This is a genomic window from Curtobacterium sp. MCLR17_058, assembly GCF_003234705.2.
Lineage (GTDB): Bacteria > Actinomycetota > Actinomycetes > Actinomycetales > Microbacteriaceae > Curtobacterium > Curtobacterium flaccumfaciens.
Map to the genome: position 1 here is coordinate 1,788,104 of NZ_CP126262.1, position 24,057 is coordinate 1,812,160.

A 24,057-nucleotide genomic window follows, 5' to 3' on the forward strand; every position below is an offset into this window, starting at 1 on the left:
CTTCGGGGTGTTCGGCAATGAACGACGGTTCGGTCGCGCCGGAGCTCGGTGCTGATGCCCGGGTCGGTGCCAGACAGACGATGCACCGCGTGATCGACTGGGATGGCGGGGAAGCGGTCCACCGGGTCGATGCCACCTGGACCGACTCCTGCGGGCACGCGAGCAACTCCGGCTTCTTCCAGCCCGCTGCAGGAACCACGTGCCGGATCGACGCCGGAGCGGTCTACACGATCGACGGTGCGACCACACCGGTCGACGCGGTGCGCATCGTCGGCCCAGCGCTTCGTGCAGGCGGCCTGACCGACGAGGACCTCGTGGCGCAGGCGATCCGGCCGGACGGATCGACACCGTCCTTGATCGATGTCGGTGGGCGGCAGTCGATCGCACTCGGCAGCGATGTCGGCCAGGACCGGTTCGCCGTCGTCCGGGTCCGTGGTTGGGACCAGTCACTCGGACTGTGGCAACCGGACGGATCGTCCGTCGTGCAGTCCGCGCCGGGACTCGGTGTCGACCGACGAGACGACGCCGTGCGGTCGAGCGGGGCGGACTACGTGCTCGTCGTGACGCACAGCGCCGACTACTTCACGTCGTACGACAACGAGCCGCCCGAGCCGCCGGCACCCCGGCTGTCGGTGCCGCCGTGCTTCAGTGGCAGCAACGACTGCGTCGGTGGCTGACGGCGGCGAACGGTAGCAGACGCCCGGGCTGCTGTCGGAGACGGTGGCACGCCTCGGCGCCGCACAATCAAAGTCACCCCGAACAACGGCGATCCGCGGTTCGGGGTGACTTCGGTTGTGCGGCGGTGCCGCCTTCGAGACCGAGTCGGCCCTAGCGGGAAGCGGGGCCGACGATCCGGGGCTCGTGGAACGTGCCGCCGAAGACCCGCTCGGACGCTCCGGAACGGTCGAGGTACGGGCTGATCCCACCGGCCTGGAACGGGTAGCCGGCACCGAGGATGAGCCCGAGGTCGATCTCCTCGACGTGCTCGACGACCCGGTCCTCGAGCATGCGGTGCAGCTCGTCGGCCAGGGCGTCCTCGAACCGGCGCTGCATCTCGGCGGCGTCGACCGGCTTCGCGTCCTTCTTGGAGGGCGCGACGAGCTTCACGGCGGCGGGGTCGTACCCGGTCGCGTTGCCCTTCTTGTCGCGGGTCAGGATCGTCCCGTGCTCGGCGATCTTCTTCAGGCCGTCGCCGGGGTAGAAGCGCTCCGGCCAGGCCGCGTGGTGCGAGTCGAGCACGTGCGCGCCGACCGGCAGCCCGACGAGCTCGAGCAGCTCGAACGGTGACATCGGCAGGCCGAGCGGTGCGGCACCCTGGGCGACGGTGTCGAACGAGGTCCCTTCCTCGACGCCGCGCATCGCCTCGCCGAGCACCCGGGCGAGCACCCGGTTGACGACGAAGCCCGGCTGGTCCGCGGTGATGATCGCGGTCTTCTTCAGGGTCTTTGCGACGGCGAGGGCCGTGACGAGGGCCTCGTCCGAGGTCTTCGCCGCGCGCACGACTTCGAGCAGCGGCATGACCGCGACCGGGTTGAAGAAGTGGAAGCCGACGAGCCGCTCCGGGTTGGTGAGCACCGACGCCATCTCGTCGACGGAGAGCGACGACGTGTTCGTGGCGAGGATGGCGTCCGGTGCGATGACCTGCTCGATCTTCCGGAGGACCTGCTGCTTGACGGTCATCTCCTCGAAGACGGCCTCGATCACCCAGTCGGCGTCGGCGAAGGCGTCGTAGGACACCGAGCCGCTGACGAGTGCGGTGATGCGGTTCGCGTCGTCGGGGGAGATCCGGCCCTTGTCGAGCAGCTTCGCGACCTCGCCGCGGATCCGCTCGACGCCGGCGTCCACACGGGACTGGTCGACGTCGGTGATGACGACGGGGACGCCCAGGCGTCGGGCGAACAGCAGCGCGAACTGCGACGCCATCAGCCCGGCGCCGAGGACGCCGACCTTCGTGATCTTCTTCGGTTCGACGCCCTCGGGAGCGCCGACGGGCTTCTTCGCACGCTTCTGCACGAGGTCGAAGGCGTACATCGACGCGGCGAACTGGTCGCCCGAGATGAGGTCGGCGAGGGCCTCGTCCTCGTCGGCGAACCGTTCGTCGAGCGAGCCCGACTTGGCGGCGGCCACGAGGTCGAGCGCCCGGAACGGCGACTTCGGCACGGTGCCGATCTTCGAGGCGACCTGTCCGCGGGCGACCTTGACGACGGTGCCCCATGCGGCCTTCTCGAGCATGCCCGGCTCGTTCTTCCGCACCACCTTGGTCGTTCCGGTGATGACGCCGTCCGCCCACGCCACGGCCGAGGGCAGGAACGTGACGGACGGGACGAGCACGTCGCCGATGCCGATCTCGACCGCGGCCTGACCGTCCATCAGACGGTTGTTCTTGAGCGGGTTCTCGACGATGACGCGGAGCGCGCGCTCCGGTCCGATCAGGCGGGGGAGCAGCGTCGCGCCGCCCCAGCCGGGGATGATGCCGAGGAACACCTCGGGCAGGCCGATGCCCTGCGCCGCGGACGAGAACGCCCGGTAGGTGCAGTGCAGGGCGATCTCGAGCCCACCACCGAGCGCCAGGGTGTTCACGAACGCGAACGACGGCACCCCGAGGTCGGCGAACTTGCGGAGCGTGGCGTGCCCGAGCGCGGCCAGGTCGTGGGCGGCCTCGCGCGACGGGACCGCCGCTGCCTGCGACAGGTCGGCGCCGGCTGCGAAGCAGTACTCCTTGCCGGTGATCGCGACGCCCTGGATCGTGCCCGCGGCGGCCTCGGTCTTCAGGGTGTCGAGCACGCCGGACAGCTCACGGAGCGTGCGGGGCCCGAGGGTGTTCGGCCGCTTGTAGTCCTTGCCGTTGTCGAGCGTGATGAGCGCCAGCGTGCCACCCGAGGGCATCGTGACGTGCTTGACGAACGAGTGCGTGACGACCTCGTCCTCGCTGAGTTCGGCCAGTCGGTCGTTGTCGACGATGGTCATGGTCACGCCCCCTTCCGAGCCGAACGCTCGGCCGACTTGCTGTGGTTCGGGTTCTCCCAGATGACGGTGCCGCCCTGGCCGAGCCCGATGCACATCGTGGTGATGCCGTACTTGACGTCCGGTCGCTCGGCGAACTGTGCGGCGAGCTGGTTCATCAGCCGGACACCACTCGACGCGAGCGGGTGGCCGACGGCGATCGCGCCGCCCCAGGCGTTCACGTTCGGGGAGTCCTGGGCGATGCCGTAGTTGTCGAGGAACGCGAGCACCTGGACGGCGAACGCCTCGTTGATCTCGAACAGGCCGATGTCGTCGATCGACAGGCCGGCCTTCGACAGGGCCTTGTCGGTCGCGGGGACCGGGCCGACGCCCATGACCTCGGGCTCGACGCCGGCGAAGGCGAACGAGACCATGCGCATCTTCGTCGACAGTCCGTGCTGCTTCGCACCATCCTCGGACGCGAGCAGGCTCATGGTCGCACCGTCGTTGAGACCGGCGGCGTTGCCGGCGGTGACCCGTCCGTGGGGCCGGAACGGCGTCTTCAACGCGGCCAGCGCCTCCAGGGTCGTCCCCGGCCGCGGCGGCTCGTCGGTGCTGACGACGTCCCAGCCGTCGCCCTTGTTGACCTCGACCGGGATGACGTCGGGCTGGAGCTTGCCGTTCGCCCAGGCAGCGGCGTACCGCTGCTGGGACTGGACGGCGTAGGCGTCCGTGCGGTCCTTCGTGATCGCGGGGAAGCGGTCGTGCAGGCGCTCGGCGGTGGCGCCCATGACGAGGGCGTCGCTCGAGACCATGCGCTCCGCGACGAAGCGCGGGTTGGGGTCGGCGTTGAAGCCCATCGGGTGCCGGCCCATGTGCTCGACACCACCGGCGATCGCGATGTCGGCGGCGCCGAAGGCGATGGCGCCGGCGAGCGTCGTGACGCTCGTCATGGCACCGGCACACATGCGGTCGATCGCGTAGCCGGGAACCGACTTCGGCAGACCAGCGAGCATGCCCACGGTGCGGCCGAGCGTCAGCCCCTGGTCACCCTGCTGCGTGGTGGCCGCGACGGCGACGTCGTCCACGGCTGCGGTGTCGAAGGCGTTCCGGTCGAGCAGTCCGCGCATCGCGTGCACCGCGAGGTCGTCGGACCGGGTCTTCCAGAACACCCCCTTCTCGCCGGCTCGTCCGAACGGTGTGCGAACGCCGTCCACGAACACGACGTCTGATGCCTTTGGCAATCCGGGCCTCCCAGATCCTCATCGATCGGGCCGGAACGCAGGTCGCTCCGGCCTGGCCGGGCCTCGCCCGGCGACCCTCCCGACGCTATGCCCCCAGCCTGGGCGGCCGCATGCCGGTTGGGCAGTTCCTACGACTCGTCGTCGTCCGTCGCCGCGGGCCGCTGTGCAGCAGCCACAAAGGCCGAGGCGATGATCGACGCGAGTTCCTCGACCTGCCACGGGCGGGCGTCGTGCTCGGCGAGGGCGGCGCCGACCAGTTCGGTCGACGGCGGCGACGGCGGGGCCCACGACACGAGCCGGAGCGTCTCCGGCGTGAGCAGGTTCTCGAGCGGGATGTCGAGTTCCTCGGCACGCTTCGTCACCGCGGCGCGCGCGGCCTTGTACCGGCGGTCGGCGGCCGGGTTGCGGTCCGCCCAGGCTCGGGGCGGGGGCAGGGTGGCCTCGCCGGCACCGCGCAGACGGGGGAGGTCCTCGGTGGTGCGGCCTTCCTCGACGGCGGCCCACCAGCGGTCGAGCTCGGAACGGCTGGCGCGGCCCGTGAAGGTCTTCAGCGCACCGAGTTCGGCGCGGGACTCGGGCGCAGCGGCCGCGGCGGCGACGATGGCCGAGTCGGGGATCGTGCGCCCGGGTGCGATGTCCGCCTGGCGGGCGTACTCGTCGCGAGCGAGCCAGAGCGACCGGGCGATCGCCAGTGCTCGCGCACCACGGAGCGCGTGCATGCCGGACAGTCGACGCCAGGGCTCGGCACGGGCGGGCTTCGGCGCACGGTGCAGGACCGCGTCGAACTCCTCCTGGGCGATCCGGGTCTTGCCGGCCTCGTCGAGCTTCTCGGCGAGGGCGTCGCGGAGGTCGGGCAGCAGTTCGACGTCGAGCGATGCGTAGACGAGCCACGACTGCGGCAGGGGACGGGTCGACCAGTCGGCGGCCGAGTGCGCCTTGGCCAGGGTGATGCCGAGCAGCTGCTCGACGACGGCGCCGAGGCCGACCCGGGGGAACCCGGCGATGCGGGCGCCGAGCTCGGTGTCGAAGATGCGCGTCGGGACGAGGCCGACCTCCTGCAGGCACGGCAGGTCCTGCGAGGCGGCGTGGAACAGCCACTCCTCGTCGACGATGGCGGCCTGCAGCTCCGAGAAGTCGCCGATCGGGATCGGGTCGAACAGGAACGCACCGGCACCGCGGCGGAACACCTGGATCAGGTAGGCGCGCTGCGAGTAGCGGTAGCCGCTGGCGCGCTCGGCGTCGACCGCGACGGGGCCGTGGCCGGCGGCGATGGCGGCGACCGCCTCGAGGTAGTCCTCGCGCGTGTCGATGACCTTGACGGCGTCGTGCGATGCCTCGAAGGCGGGGCCGGCGGCGGCGGCAGTCGGGCCGGCGGCGGCGGCCGGAGCGGCCGAGCCAGTAGCGGGGCCAGCGGCGTCCTGGGGAGCGGGGTCGGTCACTTGGCGAGCCTCCTCGGGGCCAGCAGGGTCACGCCGTCCGATGCGGGCGGCAGACCGGCGAGCATGGCGACGATGTCCTGCCAGGCCCGGACGTGTGCGGTGAGGTCGTCGCCGCGTGGTGTCCACGACGCGCGGAGTTCCAGCTGGGCGCCGTCGCCCTGTGCGGCGAGGTCGCCGTACCCGCGCGAGATGATCTTGGTGGCCGTGCCCGAGGCGTGGTCGTACGTCGCACCGTGCGACTCGAGGGCGTCGACGAGCCAGCTCCACGTGACGTCGGCGACGAACTCGTCGACCCCGATCTCCGGCTCGAGCGGCGCCTGCGCGAACGAGACGACACGGAACGCGCCGCCCCAGCCCTCGGGTTCTTCCGGGTCGTACAGGGCGATGAACCGGCCGGTTCCCAGGTCCGACTCGACGCCGTGCGCGGTGCCGGACACGTCCGCCGCCAGGGCGATCGAGAACGGTGCGATCCGGGTCGGCGAGGGGATCTCGGTGACGGTGGTCTCGGCACGGCCGCTGCCGCCGGACACGAACGCGCGGAGCCGCGCGAAGGCGTCGGGCTCTCGGGTTTCGGACACACATGCAGACTAGGCTCCGGGCCATGTCCCGATCCGCGCGACCCGCCGAGGACGTCGTCCAGGAGACCGCTCGATCGGCCGGGTTCATCGCACTCGGCGCCGGTCTGGCAGCTGCCGCGGTGGGGACGGCCGTCATCGGTGGCTTCGTCGCCGCCGTCGCCCGTGCCGTCGTCACCCCCGACCGCAAGCGCAACGAACGCGTCCCGATCCACGCCGTCGACCCCGTCCGCAGGACCGTCACGATCGAGCGCACCGCCGACACCGAGCTGCAGGGCCGCTACTCGCTCTGGTTCGGCGGCGGCACCGGCCACATGCGCGTCGGCGAGGTCCTCGGAACGACCGACACCACCGTCACGCGCCGCATCATCGCGATCGACGCCGGCGACCCGACCGCCGCACGTCGCGGACGCTGGGGCGGCTGGTTCTACCTGACCCCCGGCGAGCTCGACGTGCCCGTCGAGGACGTCGACATCCCCACCCCGAACGGCCCCGCCCCCGCCTGGGTCGTCCGCGCCGACGACCCGGCAGCGCCCTGGGCCGTCCTGGTGCACGGCCGTGGCGTCACGCGAGCCGAGACGATCCGCGCCGTCCCGGTCTTCCGCGCCGCCGGGTACTCGGTGGTGCTCGCCTCGTGGCGGAACGACGGTGTCGCCCCGCCGAGCGTCGACGGCCGCTACGGCCTCGGCAGCACCGAGTGGGAGGACGTCGACTCCGTCCTCCGCTGGCTCACCGCGCAGGACGCCCAGAGCGTCGTGCTCATGGGCTGGTCGATGGGCGGCGCCGTCGTGCTGCAGACCCTGCTCCGCTCGCGCTTCGCCGGTCTGGTCGACGGGGTGGTCCTCGAGTCTCCGGTTGTCGACTGGCACGCCGTCCTGAAGTCGCAGAGCCAGCTCCTCCGCCTGCCACGTCCGGTCCGCAAGGTCGCGCAGCGGCTGCTCCGCACGCCGGTGCTGCACCGGCTCGCCGGGCTCCAGGCTCCTGTGGACCTGCGCGAGCTCGACATGGTCACGCGATCCGACGAGCTCACGGTGCCGATCCTGCTGCTGCACAGCGACGACGACGGGTTCGTTCCGTCCTCGGCCTCACACGACCTGGCCCGCGCACGGCCCGACCTGGTGCGGCTCGAGATCCAGACCACGGCCCGGCACACCAAGCTCTGGAACCACGACGCCGACTGGTTCGACGCCCGGATCCTCGCCTGGCTCACCGAGGTGGTCCATCGGCGCGGGGCGGCCAGCGCGCGGTAGACGCAACCGGAGGGCGGACGGGAGGCGCGGTGCCAGCTGGCACCGCGCCTCCCGTCCGTCAACGGGTCGCGTCTACGCGACCGCCGCCTGCACCTGACGCTGCACGCGTCCGAGCATGCCCACCATGCCGCGGATCCGCAGGGGGCTGACCGCCTCGGACAGGCCGATGGTCAACGGGTAGTCCGTCGGGACGGCGAGCACCTGCTCGACGGTGAGGCCGGACAGTCCCTGCGCCAGGATCGAGGCGAAGCCGCGGGTGGTCGGCGCCTCGCGCGGGGCGGTGGCGTGCATCCGGACCACGTCCGGGGCGTCGCCGTCCTCGCCCACCGTCACCGTGATGAAGACGGGGGACTGGCACTCCTCGACCCGTTCGAGCTCGTCCTCGTGCCCCTGCAGGCGTTCGGGTAGCGCAGGCAGCTCGTTCGAGAACTCGAGCAGGAGCTGCAGGCGGTCCTTCTGGCCCAGGGCGAGGAAGTCGTCGCGGATCTCGGCGAGGGTGGCGGGGAGTGGTGCGTCGGTGCTGGCGTTCATCGGTTCGGAACAGTACCCGGCTCGGATCCCTGCACGATGGGGACGCGGACGGCGCTGCCCCACTCGGTCCACGAGCCGTCGTAGTTGCGGACGTTGTCGTAGCCGAGCAGGTGCTGCAGGACGAACCAGGTGTGGCTCGAGCGCTCACCGATGCGGCAGTAGGCGATGACCTCGTCGGCGTCACCGATGCCGGCGCCGTCACGGTAGACGGCGTCGAGCTCGTCGCGCGTCTTGAAGGTGCCGTCGGGGGCGGCGGCCGTCGCCCAGGGGATGTTCACGGCGGTGGGGACGTGGCCGCCGCGCAGCGCGCCCTCTTCCGGGTAGTCGGGCGCGGTCGTGCGCTCCCCGCTGTACTCCGGGGCGCTGCGGACGTCGATGAGCGGCTTGCCGAGGTGCGCGAGGACGTCGTCCTTGAAGGCGCGGACGGGCTCGTCGTGCCGCTCGACGACGGGGTACTCGACGGGCGTGGTCGGGGTCTCGTCGGTGGTCAGGGCGCGGTCCTCGGCGATCCACTTGCCGCGACCGCCGTCGAGCAGGCGGACGTCCTCGTGACCGAACAGCGTGAACACCCAGAGGGCGTACGCGGCCCACCAGTTGTTCTTGTCGCCGTAGATCACGACGGTGGTGTCGCGGCCGATGCCCTTGCCGCCGAGGAGCTCGGCGAAGGCGGCGCCGTCGATGTAGTCGCGCTGCACCGGGTCGTTGAGGTCGGTGTGCCAGTCGATCTTCACGGCGCCCGGGATGTGCCCCGTCTCGTAGAGCAGGACGTCCTCGTCGGACTCGACGACCACCAGGTCGGGCGCGCCGGCCCCGGCGTCGAGTTGCTCCTGCAGCCACTCGGTGGAGACGAGGCGCTCCGGGTGCGCGTAGGCGGCGAACTTCTCGGACGGGTCGACCGGTGCGGTCATCGGGGGTACCTCCAGGGGTGCGGGGGAGCGTGGTGCGGGGCGAGCGTGGTGCGGGGCGGGCTTGGTGCCCGGGTGCGTGCTGCCGGTGCCGGACTAGGATCGGGCGTCGGTGCCTGTGGGCAACGGTACGCGGACGTACCGTGCTCCTGACGCAACGTGACACCCCACGACATGCTTCCCGGAAGGGTTCCCCGATTGCCCGCTCACCTCGTCGACCGTGATCCCCAGGTGACGCCGCAGCAGATGGCTGCAGCGCTCGTGCCCCCGCCGCAGTTCACGGACGCGTCGTTCGACTCGTACCGGCCGGACCCGGACTACGACTCGCAGGCCTCGGTCCGCGATGCCGTCGCCGCGTTCGTGGCCGCCGGTCCGACGGAGGCCCCGCGGCGCGGGCTGTTCGGGCGCCGGAAGCAGGCGGCGGAACCCGCGGCGAAGTCCGGTGTGTACCTGGACGGCGGGTTCGGTGTCGGCAAGACCCACCTGCTCGCAGCCGCCTACCACGCGGCCACCGGCCGGAAGACCTTCGGCACCTTCATCGAGTACACCGCGCTCGTGGGCGCCCTGGGATTCCAGGGGACCGTCGACCTGCTCCGCGGCACCGCACTGGTGTGCATCGACGAGTTCGAGCTCGACGACCCGGGCGACACGATGGTGATGACCCGGCTCATCAAGGAACTGACCGAGACCGGCACCCGCTTCGCCGCGACGTCGAACACGCCCCCTGGCGCGCTGGGTGAGGGACGCTTCGCCGCGCAGGACTTCCTGCGCGAGATCCAGGCGATGTCGGACCGGTTCGACACCATGCGCATCGACGGCCTCGACTACCGCCGACGTGCCGTGGACGAGTCGGCGCAGGTCGTGTCCGACGTGCCCGCCGCGCTGCCGTCCGGCTCCGTGACGCTCGACGACTTCGGCGCGGTGGTCGCGCACCTGGGTTCCGTGCACCCGTCGAAGTACGTCGCGCTGGTCGAGGACCTCGACGCCGTCGGGCTCACCGACGTCCGGGCCTTCACCGACCAGACCGACGCGCTGCGCTGGGTCGCCCTGGTGGACCGGCTGTACGACGCGCAGGTGCGCATCGTCGCCTCGGGCACCCCGCTCGACCAGGTGTACCCCGACGTGATGCTCGAGGGCGGGTACCGCAAGAAGTACCTGCGCGCGGCGTCCCGCGTGGTGGCGCTCACCCGCGCCTGAGCGTCGCTCGCCGTCAGACCGATCTGTCCACGGCGGTCTCCTGCCCCTCGCGCAGGGGACATCGGGCCGCTGGAAACACGACGTTTACAAACGGCGCGGTCGCGTTACATCCGCGAAACAGTTCGTGCTCCCTCGTGAAACCTCGCCTCGCCAGACTCTGTGACACCCGAGGCGGTCCAAGAGCCGCTCGTGCAATCGAGAGGTGAGCAGATGCTTGATCAGGGCAACACGACGTTCGTGTTGGTGATGGCTGCGCTGGTGTTGTTCATGACACCCGGCCTGGCCTTCTTCTACGGCGGCTTGGTGAAGGCCAAGTCCGTCATCTCCATGATGATGATGTCGTTCGGTGCGATCGCGCTCGTGAGCGTGCTCTGGGTGGTCTACGGCTACGCGATCGCCTTCGCCAACCACGGCGACGGCACCGCGGTCTCCGGCGTGGTCGGGTTCTTCAGCATCGACTGGAACCAGATCGGCCTCGGCCAGGCCTTCGAGGAAGCGCAGTCCTCGAACATCCAGGCGGCGTACCCGTCGATGGCCTTCGTCGGCTTCCAGGCGACGTTCGCGATCATCACCGTCGCGCTCATCTCCGGCGCCATCGCCGACCGCGCCAAGTTCGGCGCGTGGATGGTCTTCGCCGGCGTCTGGGTCACGGTCGTCTACTTCCCGGTCGCCTCGTGGGTCTTCAACCTGACCTCGGGCTGGGCCGCCACGTGGGGCGTCATCGACTTCGCCGGTGGCACCGCGGTGCACATCAACGCCGGTGCAGCGGGTCTCGCCCTGGCGATCGTGCTCGGCAAGCGCGTCGGCTTCGCCAAGGGTGCGCACAAGCCGCACAACCCGCCCTTCGTCCTGCTCGGTGCCGCCATCCTGTGGTTCGGCTGGTTCGGCTTCAACGCCGGCTCCGAGGGCGCTGCTGACGGCATCGCCGCGATCGCCTGGGTGAACACCCTCGCCGCCCCGGCCGCCGCCATCCTCGGCTGGCTGCTCATCGAGAAGCTCAAGGACGGCAAGGCCACCTCCGTCGGCGCCGCATCGGGTGCCGTCACCGGCCTCGTCGCGATCACCCCGGCCTGTGCCGCGCTGACCCCGGGCTGGGGCATCCTGCTCGGCTTCCTCGCCGGTATCGTCTGCTGCTTCGCCATCGACTGGAAGTACCGCCTGGGCTTCGACGACTCGCTCGACGTGGTCGGCGTCCACCTGGTCGGCGGCATCTTCGGCACGCTGTTCCTCGGCTTCTTCGCCAACGACACCGGCCTGATCTACTCGGGCTCGTTCGAGCAGCTCGGCAAGCAGGCGGCCGCAGCGGGCGCCGTCGGCGCGTACTCGTTCGTCCTGGCCTTCGTCATCGGCTGGATCATCGAGAAGACGATGGGCTTCCGCGTCAAGACCGAGGACGAGGTCGCCGGCATCGACACCGCGGTCCACGGCGAAGAGGGCTACGTCCTCTACGAGCAGACCGACGACAGCCCGGTCAGCGTCCGCTAGTCACCAGGCACCACCCGCACGACGACGGGCCCCGCGCACACAGCAGGCGCGGGGCCCGTCGTCGTTGCGCTGGTCGCGTTCTCGACGTGACCACGGACGGGAGGCGCGGTGCGGGTCCGACCCGCACCGCGCCTCCCGGCTGTGCCCTGCTTTCCGGGCTCAGCTCACCACGCGTAGTCCTCCGGCGAGGTCTCGTGCCCCGGGAAGATCTCGTCGAGACGGTCCAGCGCACGCTGGTCGAGGCGGATGTCGACGGCGCGGACCGCGGACTCCCACTGCTCCATCGTGCGGGGGCCTGTGATCGGCGCGGTGACGCCGGGCTGGTGCAGCAGCCAGGCGAGGGCCAGCTCGCCGGGCGTGTGGCCGAGCTCCTTCGCGAGCGACTCGTACGACTGCAGCTGGTCGCGGTGCGCGTCGACGTACTCGGCGCTGCGGCCGGAGAGCCGACGGGAGCCGTTCTCGGTCTTCTCGATGACGCCGCCGAGCAGGCCGCCCTGCAGCGGCGACCAGGGGATCACGCCGAGGCCGTACGCGCGGGCGGCGGGCAGGACCTCGCGCTCGACGTCGCGGACCACGAGGTTGTAGATCGACTGCTCGCTGACCAGGCCGAAGGTGTTCCGGCGCTTCGCTGCCTCCTGGGCCTGGGCGATGTGCCACCCGGCGAAGTTCGACGAGCCGACGTACAGGACCTTGCCCTGCTGCACGGCGACGTCGATCGCCTGCCAGATCTCGTCCCACGGCGTCGCACGGTCGACGTGGTGGAACTGGTACAGGTCGATGTGGTCGGTCTGCAGCCGCTGCAGGCTCGCGTCGAGCGACTGCCGGATGTTCAGGGCGCTGAGCTTGCCGCCGTTCGGCCAGTCGGTCATCTCGCCGTAGACCTTCGTGGCGAGGACCGTCTTCTCGCGGCGACCGCCACCCTTGGCGAACCACCGTCCGATGATCTCCTCGGTGGCACCCTTGCCCACCGAGCCGCCGTAGCCGTTGGCGGTGTCGAAGAAGTTGACGCCGAGCTCGTGGGCCCGGTCCATGATCGCGTGCGAGTCGTCCTCGCTGGTCTCCGGGCCGAAGTTCATCGTGCCGAGCACGGCGCGGGAGACGGACAGACCGGTGCGACCGAGGTGTGTGTAGTCCATGAGACGGGTCTACTCGTGACGCCCTGGTGGCGCCAGGCCCTGGGAGTACCGGTCGAGTGGCGGGGAGTAGTCAGGGAGGACCACTCGAGAGGAGCAGCCATGCCAGCCAAGGACGAGATCCCCAGCACCCTGCAGCGGTCCCCGGAGCACGCGCAGGAGATCTTCGAGAAGACACTGGACTCGGCGAACGAGACGTACGGCCCGGGTGAGCGGGCGCACCGCACGGCGTTCGCCGCCGTGAAGCACGAGTACGAGAAGGTCGGCGACCACTGGGAGGAGAAGGAGTCCTCCGGGCCGTCCGACTCCGATGCCGCCGGTTCGCGTGGTGCTGGCTCGGGCTCATCCGGGAAGACCGAGGGCGGTGTCGACGCGAACGCCTCGAAGGCGCACCTGATGGACGTCGCGAAGCGGCTCGACGTCAGCGGCCGCTCGAAGATGACGAAGGACGAGCTGGTCGAGGCGATCGGCAAGGCGAACGACCGCGCGACCGCTGCCGCGCGGAAGTGACCGTCCCGCGTGCCGTGCATGCCCCGGTCGGCATGCGGCGGTGGGGTGAGGGGGTAACGTGCCGACGATGAACATCCCAGCACTCCGCGGCAGCCGGATCCTCGGGTTCGGACACCACCAGCCCGAACGCGTCCTGACCAACGACGAGCTCTCGACGATGGTCGACACGAACGACGAGTGGATCCGCACCCGCACCGGGATCCAGACCCGTCGGATCGCCGGTCCAGACGACACCGTCACGTCGATGGCCATCGAGGCCGGACGCCGTGCCCTCGCCGACGCCGGGGTGTCGCCCTCGGCCGTCGGACTCGTCATCGTCGCCTCCACCACCCACCAGGACCGCGCCCCGTACACGGCAGGCCGCGTCGCCGCCGCACTGGGCATGACGAACGGCCCGGCGCCGATCGACATCAACACCGCGTGCAGCGGCTTCGAGTACGCGCTCGGGCTCGCCGACCAGTCCATCCGCACCGGTTCGGCCGACGTCGCGCTCGTCATCGGGTCCGAGGTGCTGTCCGGCATCGCCGACTGGACCGACCGGTCGACGTGCGTGCTCGTCGGTGACGGGGCCGGTGCCGCCGTGCTCGGGGTCGCCGAGACGCCCGAGATTGGCCCGGTGTCGTGGGGGAGCGTGCCGCATCTGCTCGACGCCGTGCGTGTCGAAGGGTCGCCGGGGCGCTTCAACCAGGAGGGTCGCTCGATCTACCGCTGGGCCATCACCGAGGCCGAGGGGCACGCCCGCAAGGTCGTCGAGGCCGCCGGACTCACGATGGACGACATCGAGGTGTTCGCGTTCCACCAGGCGAACCTGCGGATCATCGAGCCGCTCGTCACCGCGCTCGGCGGGGAGTCCAAGTTCGTCATCCGCGACGTCGTCGAGTCCGGGAACACCTCGGCCGCGAGTGTGCCGCTCGGCCTGTCGAAGGCCTGGGAGCGCGGCGACCTCCCGGAGGGGGTGCCGGCCCTGCTGTTCGGGTTCGGTGGCGGGTTCGCCCACGCCGGGCAGGTCGTGACGACGCCGGTGCGGTCCTTCTAGGGCGCAGCTGCACGAACGGCCCGGGCTCGGGTGATCAGCATCCGTGCCCGGACCCTGCTCGGTCGTCGCGCCGGGCCGTTCTCGGTCGGCGTGCCGGACCGTTCTCGGTCGTCCTGGCTAACGCTTCGAGCGGGGGTCGTCCTGCCCCGGCTCGGTCCAGAGGTCCTGGTCCTTGCCCGCGCCGCGCTTCCACGGCAGGGCACGCCGGGTCTTCTCGGCAGCCGGTGTGACCGTCAGCACGATCGGGAACTCCGCCGGCGGCATGCCGAACCCCGTCCGCGACGCCTGGATCACCTTGCGCCCCAGGGCGTGGTTCCCCAAACCGCCGACGGCCGCTCCGATGCCGAACGGCAGCGCGCGGCCGATGACCGAACCGCCCTGCCGGATGGCGAAGCGCTTGATGAACTGGTCGCGGACCTGTCCACCGATGCCGTTGACGACCTGCTTCGGCAGCGAGGACGTCACCATCTCGCCCCAGAACGCCGTCCGGGCCTGCCCGCCGGCAGCCTGGCCGGCGAGCTGCTTGATGAGCTGCGTGCCCGGCGCACCGAGGATCATCGCCATCACCAGGGTGCGGGCGCGCTCTGGGTCGTCCAGCGCGATGCCGTGCACCTCGGTCACCGACTGTGCGAACAGCGCGGTGGTCTCCAGGAACCCGACCGTCTCGGCGCCGCTCAGTCCGAGCGCAGCGGCCATCCCGACGCCGGGGATCACCGCGCTCGCACCGACCGCGGCACCGCCGGTCGTCACCGCTGCCAGGTACTGCCGCTCGAGGATCTGGATCACCTCGGCGGGGGTCGCGTCGGGCTTGCGGCGACGGATCGCGTTGACGTGCGCGACCACGACGGGACGCTGCACACTGATGACCCGATCGAGCCACTTCGCCCAGCCCGTGGGCTGGACCTGCTGCGTTCGGGGGTCGGACGTGGTGGGGGAGACCGGTGCGGTCGGCAGGGGCACGATCGACTGGTCCTTCGGGGCGCGGGCCATGCGCTCACCGTACGCCGCACACGTGAGAGGCTCGCTGGATGGACACCGACCCCGCGCAGCGAGCAGTCGACGACGCCCGTCGTGCGGCCGGGTTCCTGACCGTCCGGCAGGTGGCCGCTCTCTCGCCCGAGGTCCGGGTCCTCGATCCGGCGTCCGTCCTGATCGGGGTGGGCGTGTCGGTCCTGCCTGGCGTGGTGCTGTACCCGTCCACGACGCTCGAGACCTGTCACGGTGGGGCGATCACGCTGGCTACCGGTGCCCGCCTGGGCCCCGGACCCGTGACCGTCGTGGCGTCTGCGGCGACGGTGCACATCGGGGAGGGCGCCGAACTTGGCCCGGGCCCCGTCACCGTCGTCGCGGACGGGGCCGACGTCGTGATCGGTGGTCGGGCTCGTCTGACGGCCGGGTGTCTCGTCGAGGGGCCGGCGCGGATCGGTGTGGGCGCGCAGGTGCTCGGGCCGGTGTCCGTGCGCGACGTCGAGCTCGAGGACGGCGGCGACCACCGCGAACCCGACCCGGACCACCGCGGCGGCGTGGTGAAGGGCACCGGGCCGGTCCGTGGGGTGCGCGTGGGGCTCGGCGAGGTCGTGGTCGGTGGGGCAGTGGACATCGGGGCGTCCTCCGGCCGCCCGCGGATCGAGCGTCAGCGCACGTACCACCCGGATGCGCCGCGTCGTCCGCGCTGATCGTCGAACACGCAGCCTCAGCACGGGACACCCGCACGCCGCAGGGCAGCCCGCACCCGGTCGGGCTGCATCAGGTCGGCCCACGAGAGCCGCACGACCGCGCGGACCTCGGGGAACGACCGGATGAAGTCCTCACGCCGCTTCTCGCGCCAGTGCGCGTCCGCGGTGGAGCGCCCGTCGAGCAGCACCGGGTCCTCGTACTTCGCGCGGCCGTCGACCTCGACCACGACGCCCTGGTCCGGGAACCAGAAGTCCACGATCGCCGTGGCCGATCCGGCCCGGGCGAACACGTGCTGCTGCACCGGGTCCGGCACCCCGAGCTCCCGGAACCGCACCCGGCACACCGACTCCGCGGGTGAACCCGACAGCGCCGACCCCATCCCCACCGCGATCCCCGCCTTGTCGTGGCCCTTGGGTGCCGTCGTGGCGAGTTCGTCGAGCAGGGTCTCGGGCAGGAGACGCCGGTCGTGGAGCGCCTGGTCGATCATCGGCAGTGCGAACTCGAGGGTGGAGGACCCCGCGATGTCGACGAGGGTCCGTGCCAACGACGTGACTGGCGCTCCGTCGATGTCGGCGGGGGTGGTCGCGGGCAGGCCGGCCCACCGTGAGTCCGTCGTCGGCGCGTGGACGAGCGGTCCGGGGTGGAGCCGGAGGTGTGCGGACGTGTCGGAGCGTTCGCGGCGCGGATCGACGACGTCGAGTTTCGACGGAGGGGCATGGACGAAGGGCAGTCCGTGCACGGCGGCCGCTGCGGAGCGCGCGAACGCCCTCGGCGCGTGGACCATCGGCGCGGTCGCGCGCACCAGGAGCAACAGGTGGTCCTCGGGCCGGAGTCCCATGACCGACGACGGGGAGACCAGGACCCCGGGACGGACCGCGATCAACTCCCCCCGACGGACGCGGCGTTGCAGGGCCCGGCGTTCGGCGCTGGGCTTGCCGGTCGTGCGGATGAGGGGGATGGTGCGTGCGCGGTCGTCCATGGATCAACCATCGATCGCCGGGCCCGACCACGGGGCGGCGGTGGGCCGATCTGTGGATGACGAGCCGGGCCTCCAGGCTGTGGAGGGATGAGGCGGACGCAACTTGCGACGATGTCGATGTCGTACGACGGCGACTCTGTCGCTGTCACGCGTGCGCAACAGTTGCAGGCGCGGGGGTGCGACAGCACCGATGTCGTACGACGTCGACAGTGTCGTTCCGCGTCGACCAGCCCGAAGCCCGAAGAACGGGTGCGAAGCAGCCGCGCCCCGCGCTACACCCGCGCGAGCTCCGCCCGCAGCGGCAGGTCCTGCTCCTCGAGGATGACCTGCGCACCCACGGCCGTCCGGGCGTTCACGACGATCGGCGCGAGCAGGTTGACCGTGGTGCCGGACGCCCCGGGGTTCGCGACCACCAGCAGCATCGCGTCGGCGGGGTCGGTCAGCCCGAGCCCGGCAGCCTGCTCGTCGGTGAGCTCCGGCGCGTACGACGGCAGGTGCACCGCGGCGTCGAGCAGGAACAGCCGCGCGTCGTCGCCGACGAGCGTGAACAGCCCCTCGGCGCCGTCGACCGGCGACAGCTCGAAGGCCGCGGCGGGGGCGAGCCCGAACGGCGGGACGGCGAAGGTCAGGGAGATGCTCATCGGAGGTAGTCCATCAGGGTCGGCTGCAGGACCTTCGCGGTGACGGCGAGGGCTGCCTGGTAGTTGGTCTGCTGCACCTGCAGGTCGAGGACGGCCTTCGCGAGGTCGACGTCCTCGATGTCGGCGCGACGGCTCTCGAGCGAGACGGTCGCGGACTTCAGCGAGTCCTGCGCCGTGAGCGCGGCGGCGTGCCGGATGCCGACGTCGGCCTGGGCGCCGCGGACGGTCCCGAGTGCGCCGTCCACGTCGTTGATCCGAGCGTTCACGTTCACCCCGTTCTGCAGGTCGTTGACGATGGAGTCGATCACCGCGAACACCGAGTCGTCGCCGGCCCCGAAGACCGCGGTGCCGGCGGTGTCGACGCGCACGGTCGTGCCGTCACCGATCCGCCGGGACACGTCGGTGCCGGCGGCCGCCCAGCCCGTGGCCGGGTCGTAGGCAGCAGCGGCGGTCGACGATCCCGCGAACACCGAGCGGGTGCCGTAGGTGGTGTTGGCCCGCGCCTCGAGGTCCGCCTTGAGCGACCGGAACTGCGTGACGAACGCGTCGCGGTTCGTGTCGCTCATGGTGCCGGAGTTCGCGGCCTGCACGGTGAGGTCGCGAACGCTGTTGAGCACCGAGTAGACGCTCGACAGCGCACTGTCGGTGGTCGCGAGCCAGGCCGCGGCGTCGTTCGCGTTCCGCGAGTACTGCGCTGCAGCGGCCTGCTCCTTGCGCACCTGCATCGACGAAGCGGTGCCGACCGGGTCGTCCGAGGGCTTCTGGATCGCACGCAGCGTCGTGGCCTGGTCGGTGAGCTCGGCGACCCGCGCGGCCCCGGCCTGCAGCCGGGCCGACGCGGCCGCCATCGACATCTGGGTGGTCACACGGGTGATCACGATCAGCCCCTCCCGACGAGTCCGACGCGGTTGATGATGGTGTCGAGCATCTCGTCGACCGCGGTCAGGACGCGCGCCGCGCCCTGGTACGCGTGCTGGTAGCTCAGCAGGTTGACGTTCTCCTCGTCGAGGTCGACGCCGGCGCTCGACTGCTGCTGGGTGCGTGCGTTGGTGAGCGCGAGTCCGGTCATCGTGGATTCCGACGTCGCCGACCTGGAGGCGGTGCCCACCCCCGCCACGAACGTCGCCCAGACCTGGTCGGCACCGTCCGACGACGCCCCGAGTCGCGCGAGCGCGTCGGCGAACGAGTCGTCGAGTTCCCCCGCCGCGTTCCGCGTCGCCAGTCCACTGGCGTCCGTGGGGACGACGCCGAGTGCTTGGGCGGCGGGGACGCCGGCCGCCAGGGAGAAGAAGGGTGCGCCGGTGGTGCCGGCCGGGGTGGTCCCGGCGGCGTGCAGGGCGTTCACGGTGGTGGCGAGTCGCGTGGCCACGGCGTCGTAGGACGCGGACGCCTCGGCGAGTGCGCCGCCGGTACCGGTGCCGGACGTCGGCGCGAGGACCGCGAGGGCGCCGCCGATGGAGCCGCCGCTCAGCCCGACGGCCCCGGCCGTGCCGGTGGTCCAGGTCAGGGTGACGGCGGTGCCGTCGGCGAGACGCTCGCCGCCGCCGAGGGCGACCGAGCGGGCGTCGGTGCCCTGCACGAGCGGGTTGCCGCCGAGGAGCACGTCGACCGTGCCGTCGGCGTTCGTCCGGGTGGTGCCGCCGGCGAGCGTGGCGATCTGCTGCGTGAGCTGGTCGCGCTGGTCGAGCAGCTCGTTGGCGGTGCCGCCCGAGGCGAGCGCGGTGCGGATCCGGCCGTTCAGGTCGGCGACCTGCTCCGCGGCGCCGTTCAGCTGGGCGACCTGCCCGGTCAGGGTGCCGCGCACCGAGGACCACTGCGCGTCGACGGCCTTCGAGCCGGCGGCCAGCGCGGAGACGACGGTGCCGGCGGCCCCGAGCACCGCGCTGGCGGCACCCGGGTCGTCGGGGTGGCTGGCGAGCTCGCTCCAGGACGACCAGAACGCGTCGAGCTTGGCGCTCAGGCCGTCCTTGCCGGGCTCGTGCAACCCGGTCTCGAGGGCGGAGAGCGCCGTGGCGCGGGCGTCGGCGTAGGCGGACGAACCGGCGGCGACGCGGACGCCGGCGTCGAGCGTGAGGGACGCCAGGCGGGCGATGCCGTCGACCGAGACACCCTGGCCGGCGAGGGCCGCGGTGCCCCGCATGAACCCGGTCTGGGTCGCGGGGACCGAGTTCTGCGTGACGCGCTGCCGCGTGTACCCGGCGGTGCCGGCGTTCGCGATGTTCTGGCCGGTGACGTCGATGCCGGCACGGGCGGCGGCGAGGCCCGAGTACGCGGTCGCGAGGGATCCGAAGGTGCTGACCACGGTGCTACAGCGTCCCCTCGAACAGGCGGGCGCCGTCCTGGCCCGCGCCGGACGTGCCACTGGCGTCGTAGGTGGCGGCACCGGTGACGGTCCCCGCCAGGGTCTCCTCGGTGGCCTGGGCGGCGGCACGGAGGAACCGGTCGTTCTCGTCGCGCAGGGCGCCGATCTGGGTGGTCAGTTCGACCATCGCGGTGAGGTGCGACGACAGGATCTCGCCCCACGGCCCGTTCGGTGCCGCGGCGACGACGTCGCGCAGGGGAGCGTCGGCGGGGACGCCCCACTCCTCGGCGACCTCGGCGCTCTGTGCGGCGCGTTCGAGACCGGTGCTGCGGAGCCGGTCGAGGACCTGCTCGACCTCGCGGCTGGCGTGCGACACCCAGCGGGAGCGGCCCGCGGTGAGCAGGAGCTGCTCCTCCTCGAGCTTGAAGGTGAGCAGTTCGAGCAGCTCGCGTTCGCGCCAGAGCACGGCGGACAGGTCGTTCACGCTCATCAGCTCCTCCCAGGTGGTGGTTCGTCGGGGTGGCCCCCGGTCCGTCATCCTGCGGACACCGGGACCTATCGACTCGGTGACCGCGACCGTAAGCCCCGGCGGCCGAGTGCCGTCACCCGTACTCGTCGACGCTGTGACCCGATGACCCCCGTCGGGGGACAAGAACGAGCGTTCCCGACCCCGAGTCCCCCCAAATGCCGACCGGAAACGGGGCCTGACACCCCCGCACTGGGGACGGTTGTGCACCTGTTCAGCGCATTGCCAGCCGATACATTCAGAACGCACCCCGGGGGACACCCGGAACCGCTCGGGAACGACGCGGGGTGCACCGCTCGGAGGGACCCGGGCGGGTCTTCGGCGTACGCACCGGCCATCCGAGGCCGGCGTCCGTCGCGCCCACGGACGGGTGAGCCGACACACGTCAGGTCGACCAGGGGAACAGCATGGACCGCACCGAACGCAACGCGATGATCGTGGAGCACCTCCCGCTCGTGGGCTACATCGTGGCCGACGTCCGCTCCCGGGCGACGCACCTGGACCGCGACGACCTCGCCGCCGTCGGGTCCCTCGCACTCGTCGCAGCCGCCGAGGCCTTCGACCCGACCCTCGGCGTGCCGTTCGGCGCCTACGCCCGCACCCGGATCGCCGGCGCGCTGGCGGACGACATGCGCTCGGCCGACTGGGCGTCCCGCGGCACCCGGAAGCGGATCCGCGAGACCCTCGCCACGCAGGAGGCCCTGTCCGCGCGCCTCGGACGAAGCGTCGGTGCGCAGGAGATCGCCGATGCCATGGGCGTCGACAAGCAGACCGCCGTCGACGCGATGAGCGACGCTGCCCGCACGGTCGCGCCGCTCGACGAGACCGTGCACGACCTCGTCGCCGCGGACCTGCCGCTCCCCGGGGACGACCTGCTCGAGACCGAGAAGCGCCGGTACCTCCGCGCCGCGGTCGAGGCCCTGCCGGAGCGGATGCGCTTCATCGTCGAGGCCGTCTACTTCGGCGACCGCTCGGTCACCGACGTCGCCGCCGAGCTCGGCATCACGCACTCGGCCGTCTCGCAGCAGCGCTCCGAGGCGATGCGCCTGCTCCACGACGGTCTCGCCGCCCACTACGGCGACGGCACCACCGTCGAGCCCGCGAGCCGCACCACCGCGGCCCGCCGCAGCGCCTACCTCGCCCGTGTCGCCACGAACGCCGCCGCCGGTGTCGCCCGTGCGGTGCACGACGCCGCAGCAGCACCGGCCGTCGCGGCGAGTTGAGACGTCGGCGGAAACTTCTCCGCCGATCCCCTAACGACTCCCGGCAACCGGTCGAGAGTCATCCATGTCAGCCCACGGACGGGCCGACGCACGACCCACATTCACGGAGGAAACCACCATGGGTATGTCCATCAACACCAACCTCTCGGCACTCAACACGTACCGGAACCTGAACTCGACGCAGAACGACCTGTCGAAGTCCCTCGAGAAGCTCTCGAGCGGCCTCCGCATCAACCGTGCTGCCGACGACGCGTCCGGTCTGACGATCTCCGAGGGGCTGAAGTCCCAGGTCGGTGGCCTCACGGTCGCCGCCCGCAACGCGCAGGACGGCATCTCCGTCGTGCAGACCGCTGAAGGTGGCCTCACCGAGACCCACTCGATCCTCCAGCGCATGCGCGACCTGGCCGTCCAGGCCGGCAACGACTCGAACAACGCGGACTCCCGCACGGCGATCACCACCGAGGTCGGCGAGCTCACCAAGGAGCTCACCCGCATCTCGGCGTCGACCAACTTCAACGGCATCAACCTGCTCGACGGCTCCGCCGGCGCCGCAGGCGTCCTGAAGTTCCAGGTCGGCGCGAACGGCGACGCGGCGAGCCAGATCGACGTGGACCTGTCGAAGTCGAACGTGGAGTCCGTGTCGACCGCGGTCGGCGCGCTCACCTTCGACTCGGCGACGAACGCTCAGGCTGCCATCACCGCGATCGACGAGCAGATCAAGTACGTCTCCGCGGCCCGTTCGAGCATCGGTGCAGTCCAGAACCGCTTCGACCACGCCATCAACGTGACGAACGTGGCCAAGGAGAACCTCACCGCTGCCTCCTCGCGCATCACCGACGTCGACATGGCAGAGGAGATGGTCAAGTACACGCGCGACAACATCCTCAGCCAGGCCGGCACCTCGATGCTCGCGCAGGCGAACCAGAGCACCCAGGGCGTGCTCTCGCTCCTGCGCTAGCCATCACGACGTCCGTCCTCCGGGCCCGATCGGGTGCCCCGGAGGACGGACGCCGCCGTCCTGACCACCTCCACGACGCCAGGGAGTGTCGACGATGTCCTCGTCCGTGTCATCGAGCACCAGCCTCGCGATCGACGGTCTGGTCAGCGGTCTCAAGACGACCGACCTCATCAACTCGCTGATGAGCGTCGAGGGGGTCCCGCAGACCCTGCTCAAGAACAAGCTCACCACCACCAACTCGTTCATCTCGTCACTGCAGACGCTCAACGGGTTGATCCAGGGGCTCGCCACGAAGGCCGCGGACGCCGCGAAGGCCTCGTCGCTCGACCTCTTCGCCGCGACGAGCACCGCGCCGAGCGTCACCGCCGTCACCGGTACCGGAGCGACCGCGGGCTCGATCAGCTTCACCGTCGGATCGACCGCCTCGGCCCAGGTCGGGGTCACGGCCGCGATGTCGACGTGGTCGGCCGGTGCGCAGCCGATCACGATCGTCGGCACGGACGGGAAGTCCACCACCGTGACGCCGGCGTCCGGCTCGCTCGACGACGCCGTGTCCGCCCTGAACAAGTCCGGTGCGGGCGTCACCGCGACGAAGGTCTCCGCCGGCACCGACGCCGACGGCACCAAGCTCTACCGCCTGCAGCTCACGTCCGCCAAGACCGGGGCGGCCGGCGGGTTCCAGGTGTACCGGGGCGGCGCCGACGACGTGGCAGCGGGCACCGCGACGAACGTCCTCACCGAGACCGGTGCCGCCGTCGTCACCGCGGCGACCGACGCCAGCGTCACCCTCTGGGCCGGCACCGCCGCCGCGCAGACGGTCACGAGCGCCACGAACACCTTCACCGGTCTCGTCCCCGGGGTCGACGTCACCGTCTCGAAGGCCACCACCGAGCCCGTCACCGTGACGGTCGCGCAGGACACCACCAAGGCGCAGTCCGTCGCCTCCGGGCTCGTCGACGCGATGAACGCGATCGCGGCCTACTACAAGACGAACACCGCGGTGTCGAGCTCGACCAGCGCGACGTCCGGCACCACGACGACGAAGGCCGGTGTCCTGCTCGGCGACGGTGCGTCCCGCGACGCCGTGCAGCGGCTCACGAGCACGATGTCCGCCCCGGTCGACGGCAAGTCCCCGTCGACGATCGGCATCGTGATCACGAAGGACGGCACGTTCACCTTCGACCCCGAGGTCTTCCAGAAGGCCCTCGCCACCGACCCGAAGGCCACCCAGGCGATGCTCTCCGGGGTCGCCGCGAACGTCGGCGCCGCGGCCACCGCCGCGTCCGACAAGTACGACGGCTCGGTCACCACGTCCATCACGGGGCAGCAGGCCGTCGCCAAGGACCTCACCACCCAGATCGACAGCTGGACCGACCGGCTGGCGATGCGCCGGGCCTCGCTGCAGACCCTCTACTCATCCCTCGAGACCAGCCTCAGCAAGCTCCAGTCGCAGTCGAGCTGGCTCGCCAGCCAGCTCGCTTCGACGTCGAGCTGACGGGAACG

At 71.4% G+C, this 24,057-nt stretch carries 23 protein-coding genes; 10 read left to right on the forward strand and 13 right to left on the reverse strand.

What is annotated here, in order from left to right; all coding sequences use genetic code 11:
* The first annotated feature begins 89 nt into the window (after window positions 1-89).
* Window positions 90-677, forward strand: coding sequence for a hypothetical protein (locus tag DEJ11_RS08445; protein ID WP_146250081.1), 588 nt, complete (start codon window positions 90-92; stop codon window positions 675-677).
* 151 nt (window positions 678-828) lie between these two features.
* On the opposite strand, the gene DEJ11_RS08450 is transcribed toward DEJ11_RS08445, so the two are convergent.
* The 4 genes from DEJ11_RS08450 to DEJ11_RS08465 form a co-directional block, all read right to left on the reverse strand.
* Window positions 829-2,967, reverse strand: a complete 2,139-nt coding sequence (locus DEJ11_RS08450) for a 3-hydroxyacyl-CoA dehydrogenase NAD-binding domain-containing protein (RefSeq protein ID WP_111104337.1) — start codon at window positions 2,965-2,967, stop codon at window positions 829-831.
* 2 nt (window positions 2,968-2,969) lie between these two features.
* Window positions 2,970-4,187 (reverse strand): thiolase family protein, encoded by a 1,218-nt coding sequence (locus DEJ11_RS08455; protein ID WP_027465475.1) that lies wholly within the window; start codon window positions 4,185-4,187, stop codon window positions 2,970-2,972.
* A 128-nt stretch (window positions 4,188-4,315) separates the two neighbouring features.
* Window positions 4,316-5,626, reverse strand: coding sequence for an HRDC domain-containing protein (locus tag DEJ11_RS08460; protein ID WP_502866916.1), 1,311 nt, complete (start codon window positions 5,624-5,626; stop codon window positions 4,316-4,318).
* Window positions 5,623-6,204: a DUF3000 domain-containing protein gene (locus DEJ11_RS08465; protein WP_017886108.1), complete on the reverse strand. Its 582-nt coding sequence runs from the start codon at window positions 6,202-6,204 to the stop codon at window positions 5,623-5,625. Before DEJ11_RS08465 ends, DEJ11_RS08460 begins: the two co-directional genes overlap by 4 nt.
* Window positions 6,205-6,227: 23 nt before the next feature.
* Between DEJ11_RS08465 and DEJ11_RS08470 the strand changes: the two genes are divergently transcribed.
* Complete coding sequence (locus DEJ11_RS08470) at window positions 6,228-7,451, forward strand: alpha/beta fold hydrolase (RefSeq protein ID WP_284176733.1); 1,224 nt, start codon at window positions 6,228-6,230, stop codon at window positions 7,449-7,451.
* Window positions 7,452-7,523: 72 nt separating this feature from the next.
* Here DEJ11_RS08470 and DEJ11_RS08475 read toward each other — a convergent pair whose 3' ends face one another.
* A complete protein-coding gene (locus DEJ11_RS08475) occupies window positions 7,524-7,982 on the reverse strand; it encodes a SufE family protein (RefSeq protein WP_027465483.1) in 459 nt (152 codons plus the stop codon).
* Window positions 7,979-8,890, reverse strand: coding sequence for a sulfurtransferase (locus DEJ11_RS08480; RefSeq protein WP_111103788.1), 912 nt, complete (start codon window positions 8,888-8,890; stop codon window positions 7,979-7,981). The genes DEJ11_RS08475 and DEJ11_RS08480 overlap by 4 nt, the downstream gene beginning before the upstream one ends.
* Window positions 8,891-9,061: 171 nt before the next feature.
* On the opposite strand from DEJ11_RS08480, the gene zapE reads away from it, so the two are divergent.
* Together zapE and DEJ11_RS08490 are read left to right on the forward strand one after the other, a co-directional pair.
* Window positions 9,062-10,084 carry a cell division protein ZapE gene (gene zapE / locus DEJ11_RS08485; RefSeq protein WP_111030005.1) on the forward strand — a complete coding sequence of 341 codons (1,023 nt, stop codon included), beginning with the start codon at window positions 9,062-9,064 and terminating at the stop codon, window positions 10,082-10,084.
* Window positions 10,085-10,294: 210 nt separating this feature from the next.
* Complete coding sequence (locus tag DEJ11_RS08490) at window positions 10,295-11,569, forward strand: ammonium transporter (RefSeq protein ID WP_111030006.1); 1,275 nt, start codon at window positions 10,295-10,297, stop codon at window positions 11,567-11,569.
* A 164-nt stretch (window positions 11,570-11,733) separates the two neighbouring features.
* Here DEJ11_RS08490 and DEJ11_RS08495 read toward each other — a convergent pair whose 3' ends face one another.
* Window positions 11,734-12,705: an aldo/keto reductase gene (locus tag DEJ11_RS08495; RefSeq protein ID WP_111103786.1), complete on the reverse strand. Its 972-nt coding sequence runs from the start codon at window positions 12,703-12,705 to the stop codon at window positions 11,734-11,736.
* A gap of 99 nt (window positions 12,706-12,804) precedes the next feature.
* Between DEJ11_RS08495 and DEJ11_RS08500 the strand changes: the two genes are divergently transcribed.
* The gene (locus DEJ11_RS08500; protein WP_111103784.1) at window positions 12,805-13,212 is read left to right on the forward strand and encodes a ChaB family protein; all 408 of its coding nucleotides are present in this window, start codon (window positions 12,805-12,807) and stop codon (window positions 13,210-13,212) included.
* Window positions 13,213-13,279: 67 nt separating this feature from the next.
* Window positions 13,280-14,248 carry a beta-ketoacyl-ACP synthase III gene (locus tag DEJ11_RS08505; protein ID WP_111022822.1) on the forward strand — a complete coding sequence of 323 codons (969 nt, stop codon included), beginning with the start codon at window positions 13,280-13,282 and terminating at the stop codon, window positions 14,246-14,248.
* Between the two features lie 117 nt (window positions 14,249-14,365).
* On the opposite strand, the gene DEJ11_RS08510 is transcribed toward DEJ11_RS08505, so the two are convergent.
* A complete protein-coding gene (locus tag DEJ11_RS08510; protein WP_181440847.1) occupies window positions 14,366-15,238 on the reverse strand; it encodes a hypothetical protein in 873 nt (290 codons plus the stop codon).
* Between the two features lie 38 nt (window positions 15,239-15,276).
* Here DEJ11_RS08510 and DEJ11_RS08515 point away from each other — a divergent pair, with 38 nt between their 5' ends.
* Entirely contained in the window at window positions 15,277-15,924 is a 648-nt protein-coding gene (locus tag DEJ11_RS08515) for a hypothetical protein (protein WP_111103782.1), read from the forward strand.
* A 17-nt stretch (window positions 15,925-15,941) separates the two neighbouring features.
* On the opposite strand, the gene DEJ11_RS08520 is transcribed toward DEJ11_RS08515, so the two are convergent.
* From DEJ11_RS08520 to DEJ11_RS08540, 5 genes are all read right to left on the reverse strand, one after another.
* Window positions 15,942-16,904, reverse strand: coding sequence for a putative endonuclease domain-containing protein (locus DEJ11_RS08520; protein ID WP_111103780.1), 963 nt, complete (start codon window positions 16,902-16,904; stop codon window positions 15,942-15,944).
* A 272-nt stretch (window positions 16,905-17,176) separates the two neighbouring features.
* Window positions 17,177-17,545 (reverse strand): flagellar assembly protein FliW, encoded by a 369-nt coding sequence (gene fliW / locus DEJ11_RS08525; protein ID WP_027465503.1) that lies wholly within the window; start codon window positions 17,543-17,545, stop codon window positions 17,177-17,179.
* Entirely contained in the window at window positions 17,542-18,423 is an 882-nt protein-coding gene (gene flgL, locus DEJ11_RS08530) for a flagellar hook-associated protein FlgL (protein ID WP_111103778.1), read from the reverse strand. The genes fliW and flgL overlap by 4 nt, the downstream gene beginning before the upstream one ends.
* A gap of 2 nt (window positions 18,424-18,425) precedes the next feature.
* On the reverse strand, window positions 18,426-19,847 hold the full coding sequence (flgK, locus tag DEJ11_RS08535; RefSeq protein WP_111103776.1) for a flagellar hook-associated protein FlgK: 1,422 nt from the start codon (window positions 19,845-19,847) through the stop codon (window positions 18,426-18,428).
* Between the two features lie 4 nt (window positions 19,848-19,851).
* On the reverse strand, window positions 19,852-20,337 hold the full coding sequence (locus tag DEJ11_RS08540) for a flagellar protein FlgN (RefSeq protein ID WP_071403931.1): 486 nt from the start codon (window positions 20,335-20,337) through the stop codon (window positions 19,852-19,854).
* Window positions 20,338-20,780: 443 nt separating this feature from the next.
* Here DEJ11_RS08540 and DEJ11_RS08545 point away from each other — a divergent pair, with 443 nt between their 5' ends.
* The 3 genes from DEJ11_RS08545 (at window position 20,781) to fliD (ending at window position 24,049) form a co-directional block, all read left to right on the forward strand.
* The gene (locus tag DEJ11_RS08545) at window positions 20,781-21,596 is read left to right on the forward strand and encodes a sigma-70 family RNA polymerase sigma factor (protein ID WP_111088081.1); all 816 of its coding nucleotides are present in this window, start codon (window positions 20,781-20,783) and stop codon (window positions 21,594-21,596) included.
* A gap of 118 nt (window positions 21,597-21,714) precedes the next feature.
* Window positions 21,715-22,554: a flagellin N-terminal helical domain-containing protein gene (locus tag DEJ11_RS08550; RefSeq protein WP_071403929.1), complete on the forward strand. Its 840-nt coding sequence runs from the start codon at window positions 21,715-21,717 to the stop codon at window positions 22,552-22,554.
* Between the two features lie 106 nt (window positions 22,555-22,660).
* The gene (fliD, locus tag DEJ11_RS08555; protein ID WP_258375427.1) at window positions 22,661-24,049 is read left to right on the forward strand and encodes a flagellar filament capping protein FliD; all 1,389 of its coding nucleotides are present in this window, start codon (window positions 22,661-22,663) and stop codon (window positions 24,047-24,049) included.
* Window positions 24,050-24,057: the final 8 nt, after the last annotated feature.

What these genes read in the sequence shown, in the direction of transcription:
- DEJ11_RS08510 (WP_181440847.1), bottom strand. Translation starts at nt 15,238, where the DNA reads ATGGCCCGCGCCCCGAAGGACCAGTCGATCGTGCCCCTGCCGACCGCA.
- zapE (WP_111030005.1), top strand. Translation starts at nt 9,062, where the DNA reads ATGCTTCCCGGAAGGGTTCCCCGATTGCCCGCTCACCTCGTCGACCGT.
- DEJ11_RS08490 (WP_111030006.1), top strand. Translation starts at nt 10,295, where the DNA reads ATGCTTGATCAGGGCAACACGACGTTCGTGTTGGTGATGGCTGCGCTG.
- DEJ11_RS08495 (WP_111103786.1), bottom strand. Translation starts at nt 12,705, where the DNA reads ATGGACTACACACACCTCGGTCGCACCGGTCTGTCCGTCTCCCGCGCC.
- DEJ11_RS08480 (WP_111103788.1), bottom strand. Translation starts at nt 8,890, where the DNA reads ATGACCGCACCGGTCGACCCGTCCGAGAAGTTCGCCGCCTACGCGCAC.
- DEJ11_RS08545 (WP_111088081.1), top strand. Translation starts at nt 20,781, where the DNA reads ATGGACCGCACCGAACGCAACGCGATGATCGTGGAGCACCTCCCGCTC.
- DEJ11_RS08520 (WP_111103780.1), bottom strand. Translation starts at nt 16,904, where the DNA reads ATGGACGACCGCGCACGCACCATCCCCCTCATCCGCACGACCGGCAAG.
- DEJ11_RS08500 (WP_111103784.1), top strand. Translation starts at nt 12,805, where the DNA reads ATGCCAGCCAAGGACGAGATCCCCAGCACCCTGCAGCGGTCCCCGGAG.
- fliW (WP_027465503.1), bottom strand. Translation starts at nt 17,545, where the DNA reads ATGAGCATCTCCCTGACCTTCGCCGTCCCGCCGTTCGGGCTCGCCCCC.
- DEJ11_RS08475 (WP_027465483.1), bottom strand. Translation starts at nt 7,982, where the DNA reads ATGAACGCCAGCACCGACGCACCACTCCCCGCCACCCTCGCCGAGATC.
- DEJ11_RS08540 (WP_071403931.1), bottom strand. Translation starts at nt 20,337, where the DNA reads ATGAGCGTGAACGACCTGTCCGCCGTGCTCTGGCGCGAACGCGAGCTG.
- DEJ11_RS08505 (WP_111022822.1), top strand. Translation starts at nt 13,280, where the DNA reads ATGAACATCCCAGCACTCCGCGGCAGCCGGATCCTCGGGTTCGGACAC.
- DEJ11_RS08550 (WP_071403929.1), top strand. Translation starts at nt 21,715, where the DNA reads ATGGGTATGTCCATCAACACCAACCTCTCGGCACTCAACACGTACCGG.
- DEJ11_RS08450 (WP_111104337.1), bottom strand. Translation starts at nt 2,967, where the DNA reads ATGACCATCGTCGACAACGACCGACTGGCCGAACTCAGCGAGGACGAG.
- DEJ11_RS08515 (WP_111103782.1), top strand. Translation starts at nt 15,277, where the DNA reads ATGGACACCGACCCCGCGCAGCGAGCAGTCGACGACGCCCGTCGTGCG.
- DEJ11_RS08470 (WP_284176733.1), top strand. Translation starts at nt 6,228, where the DNA reads ATGTCCCGATCCGCGCGACCCGCCGAGGACGTCGTCCAGGAGACCGCT.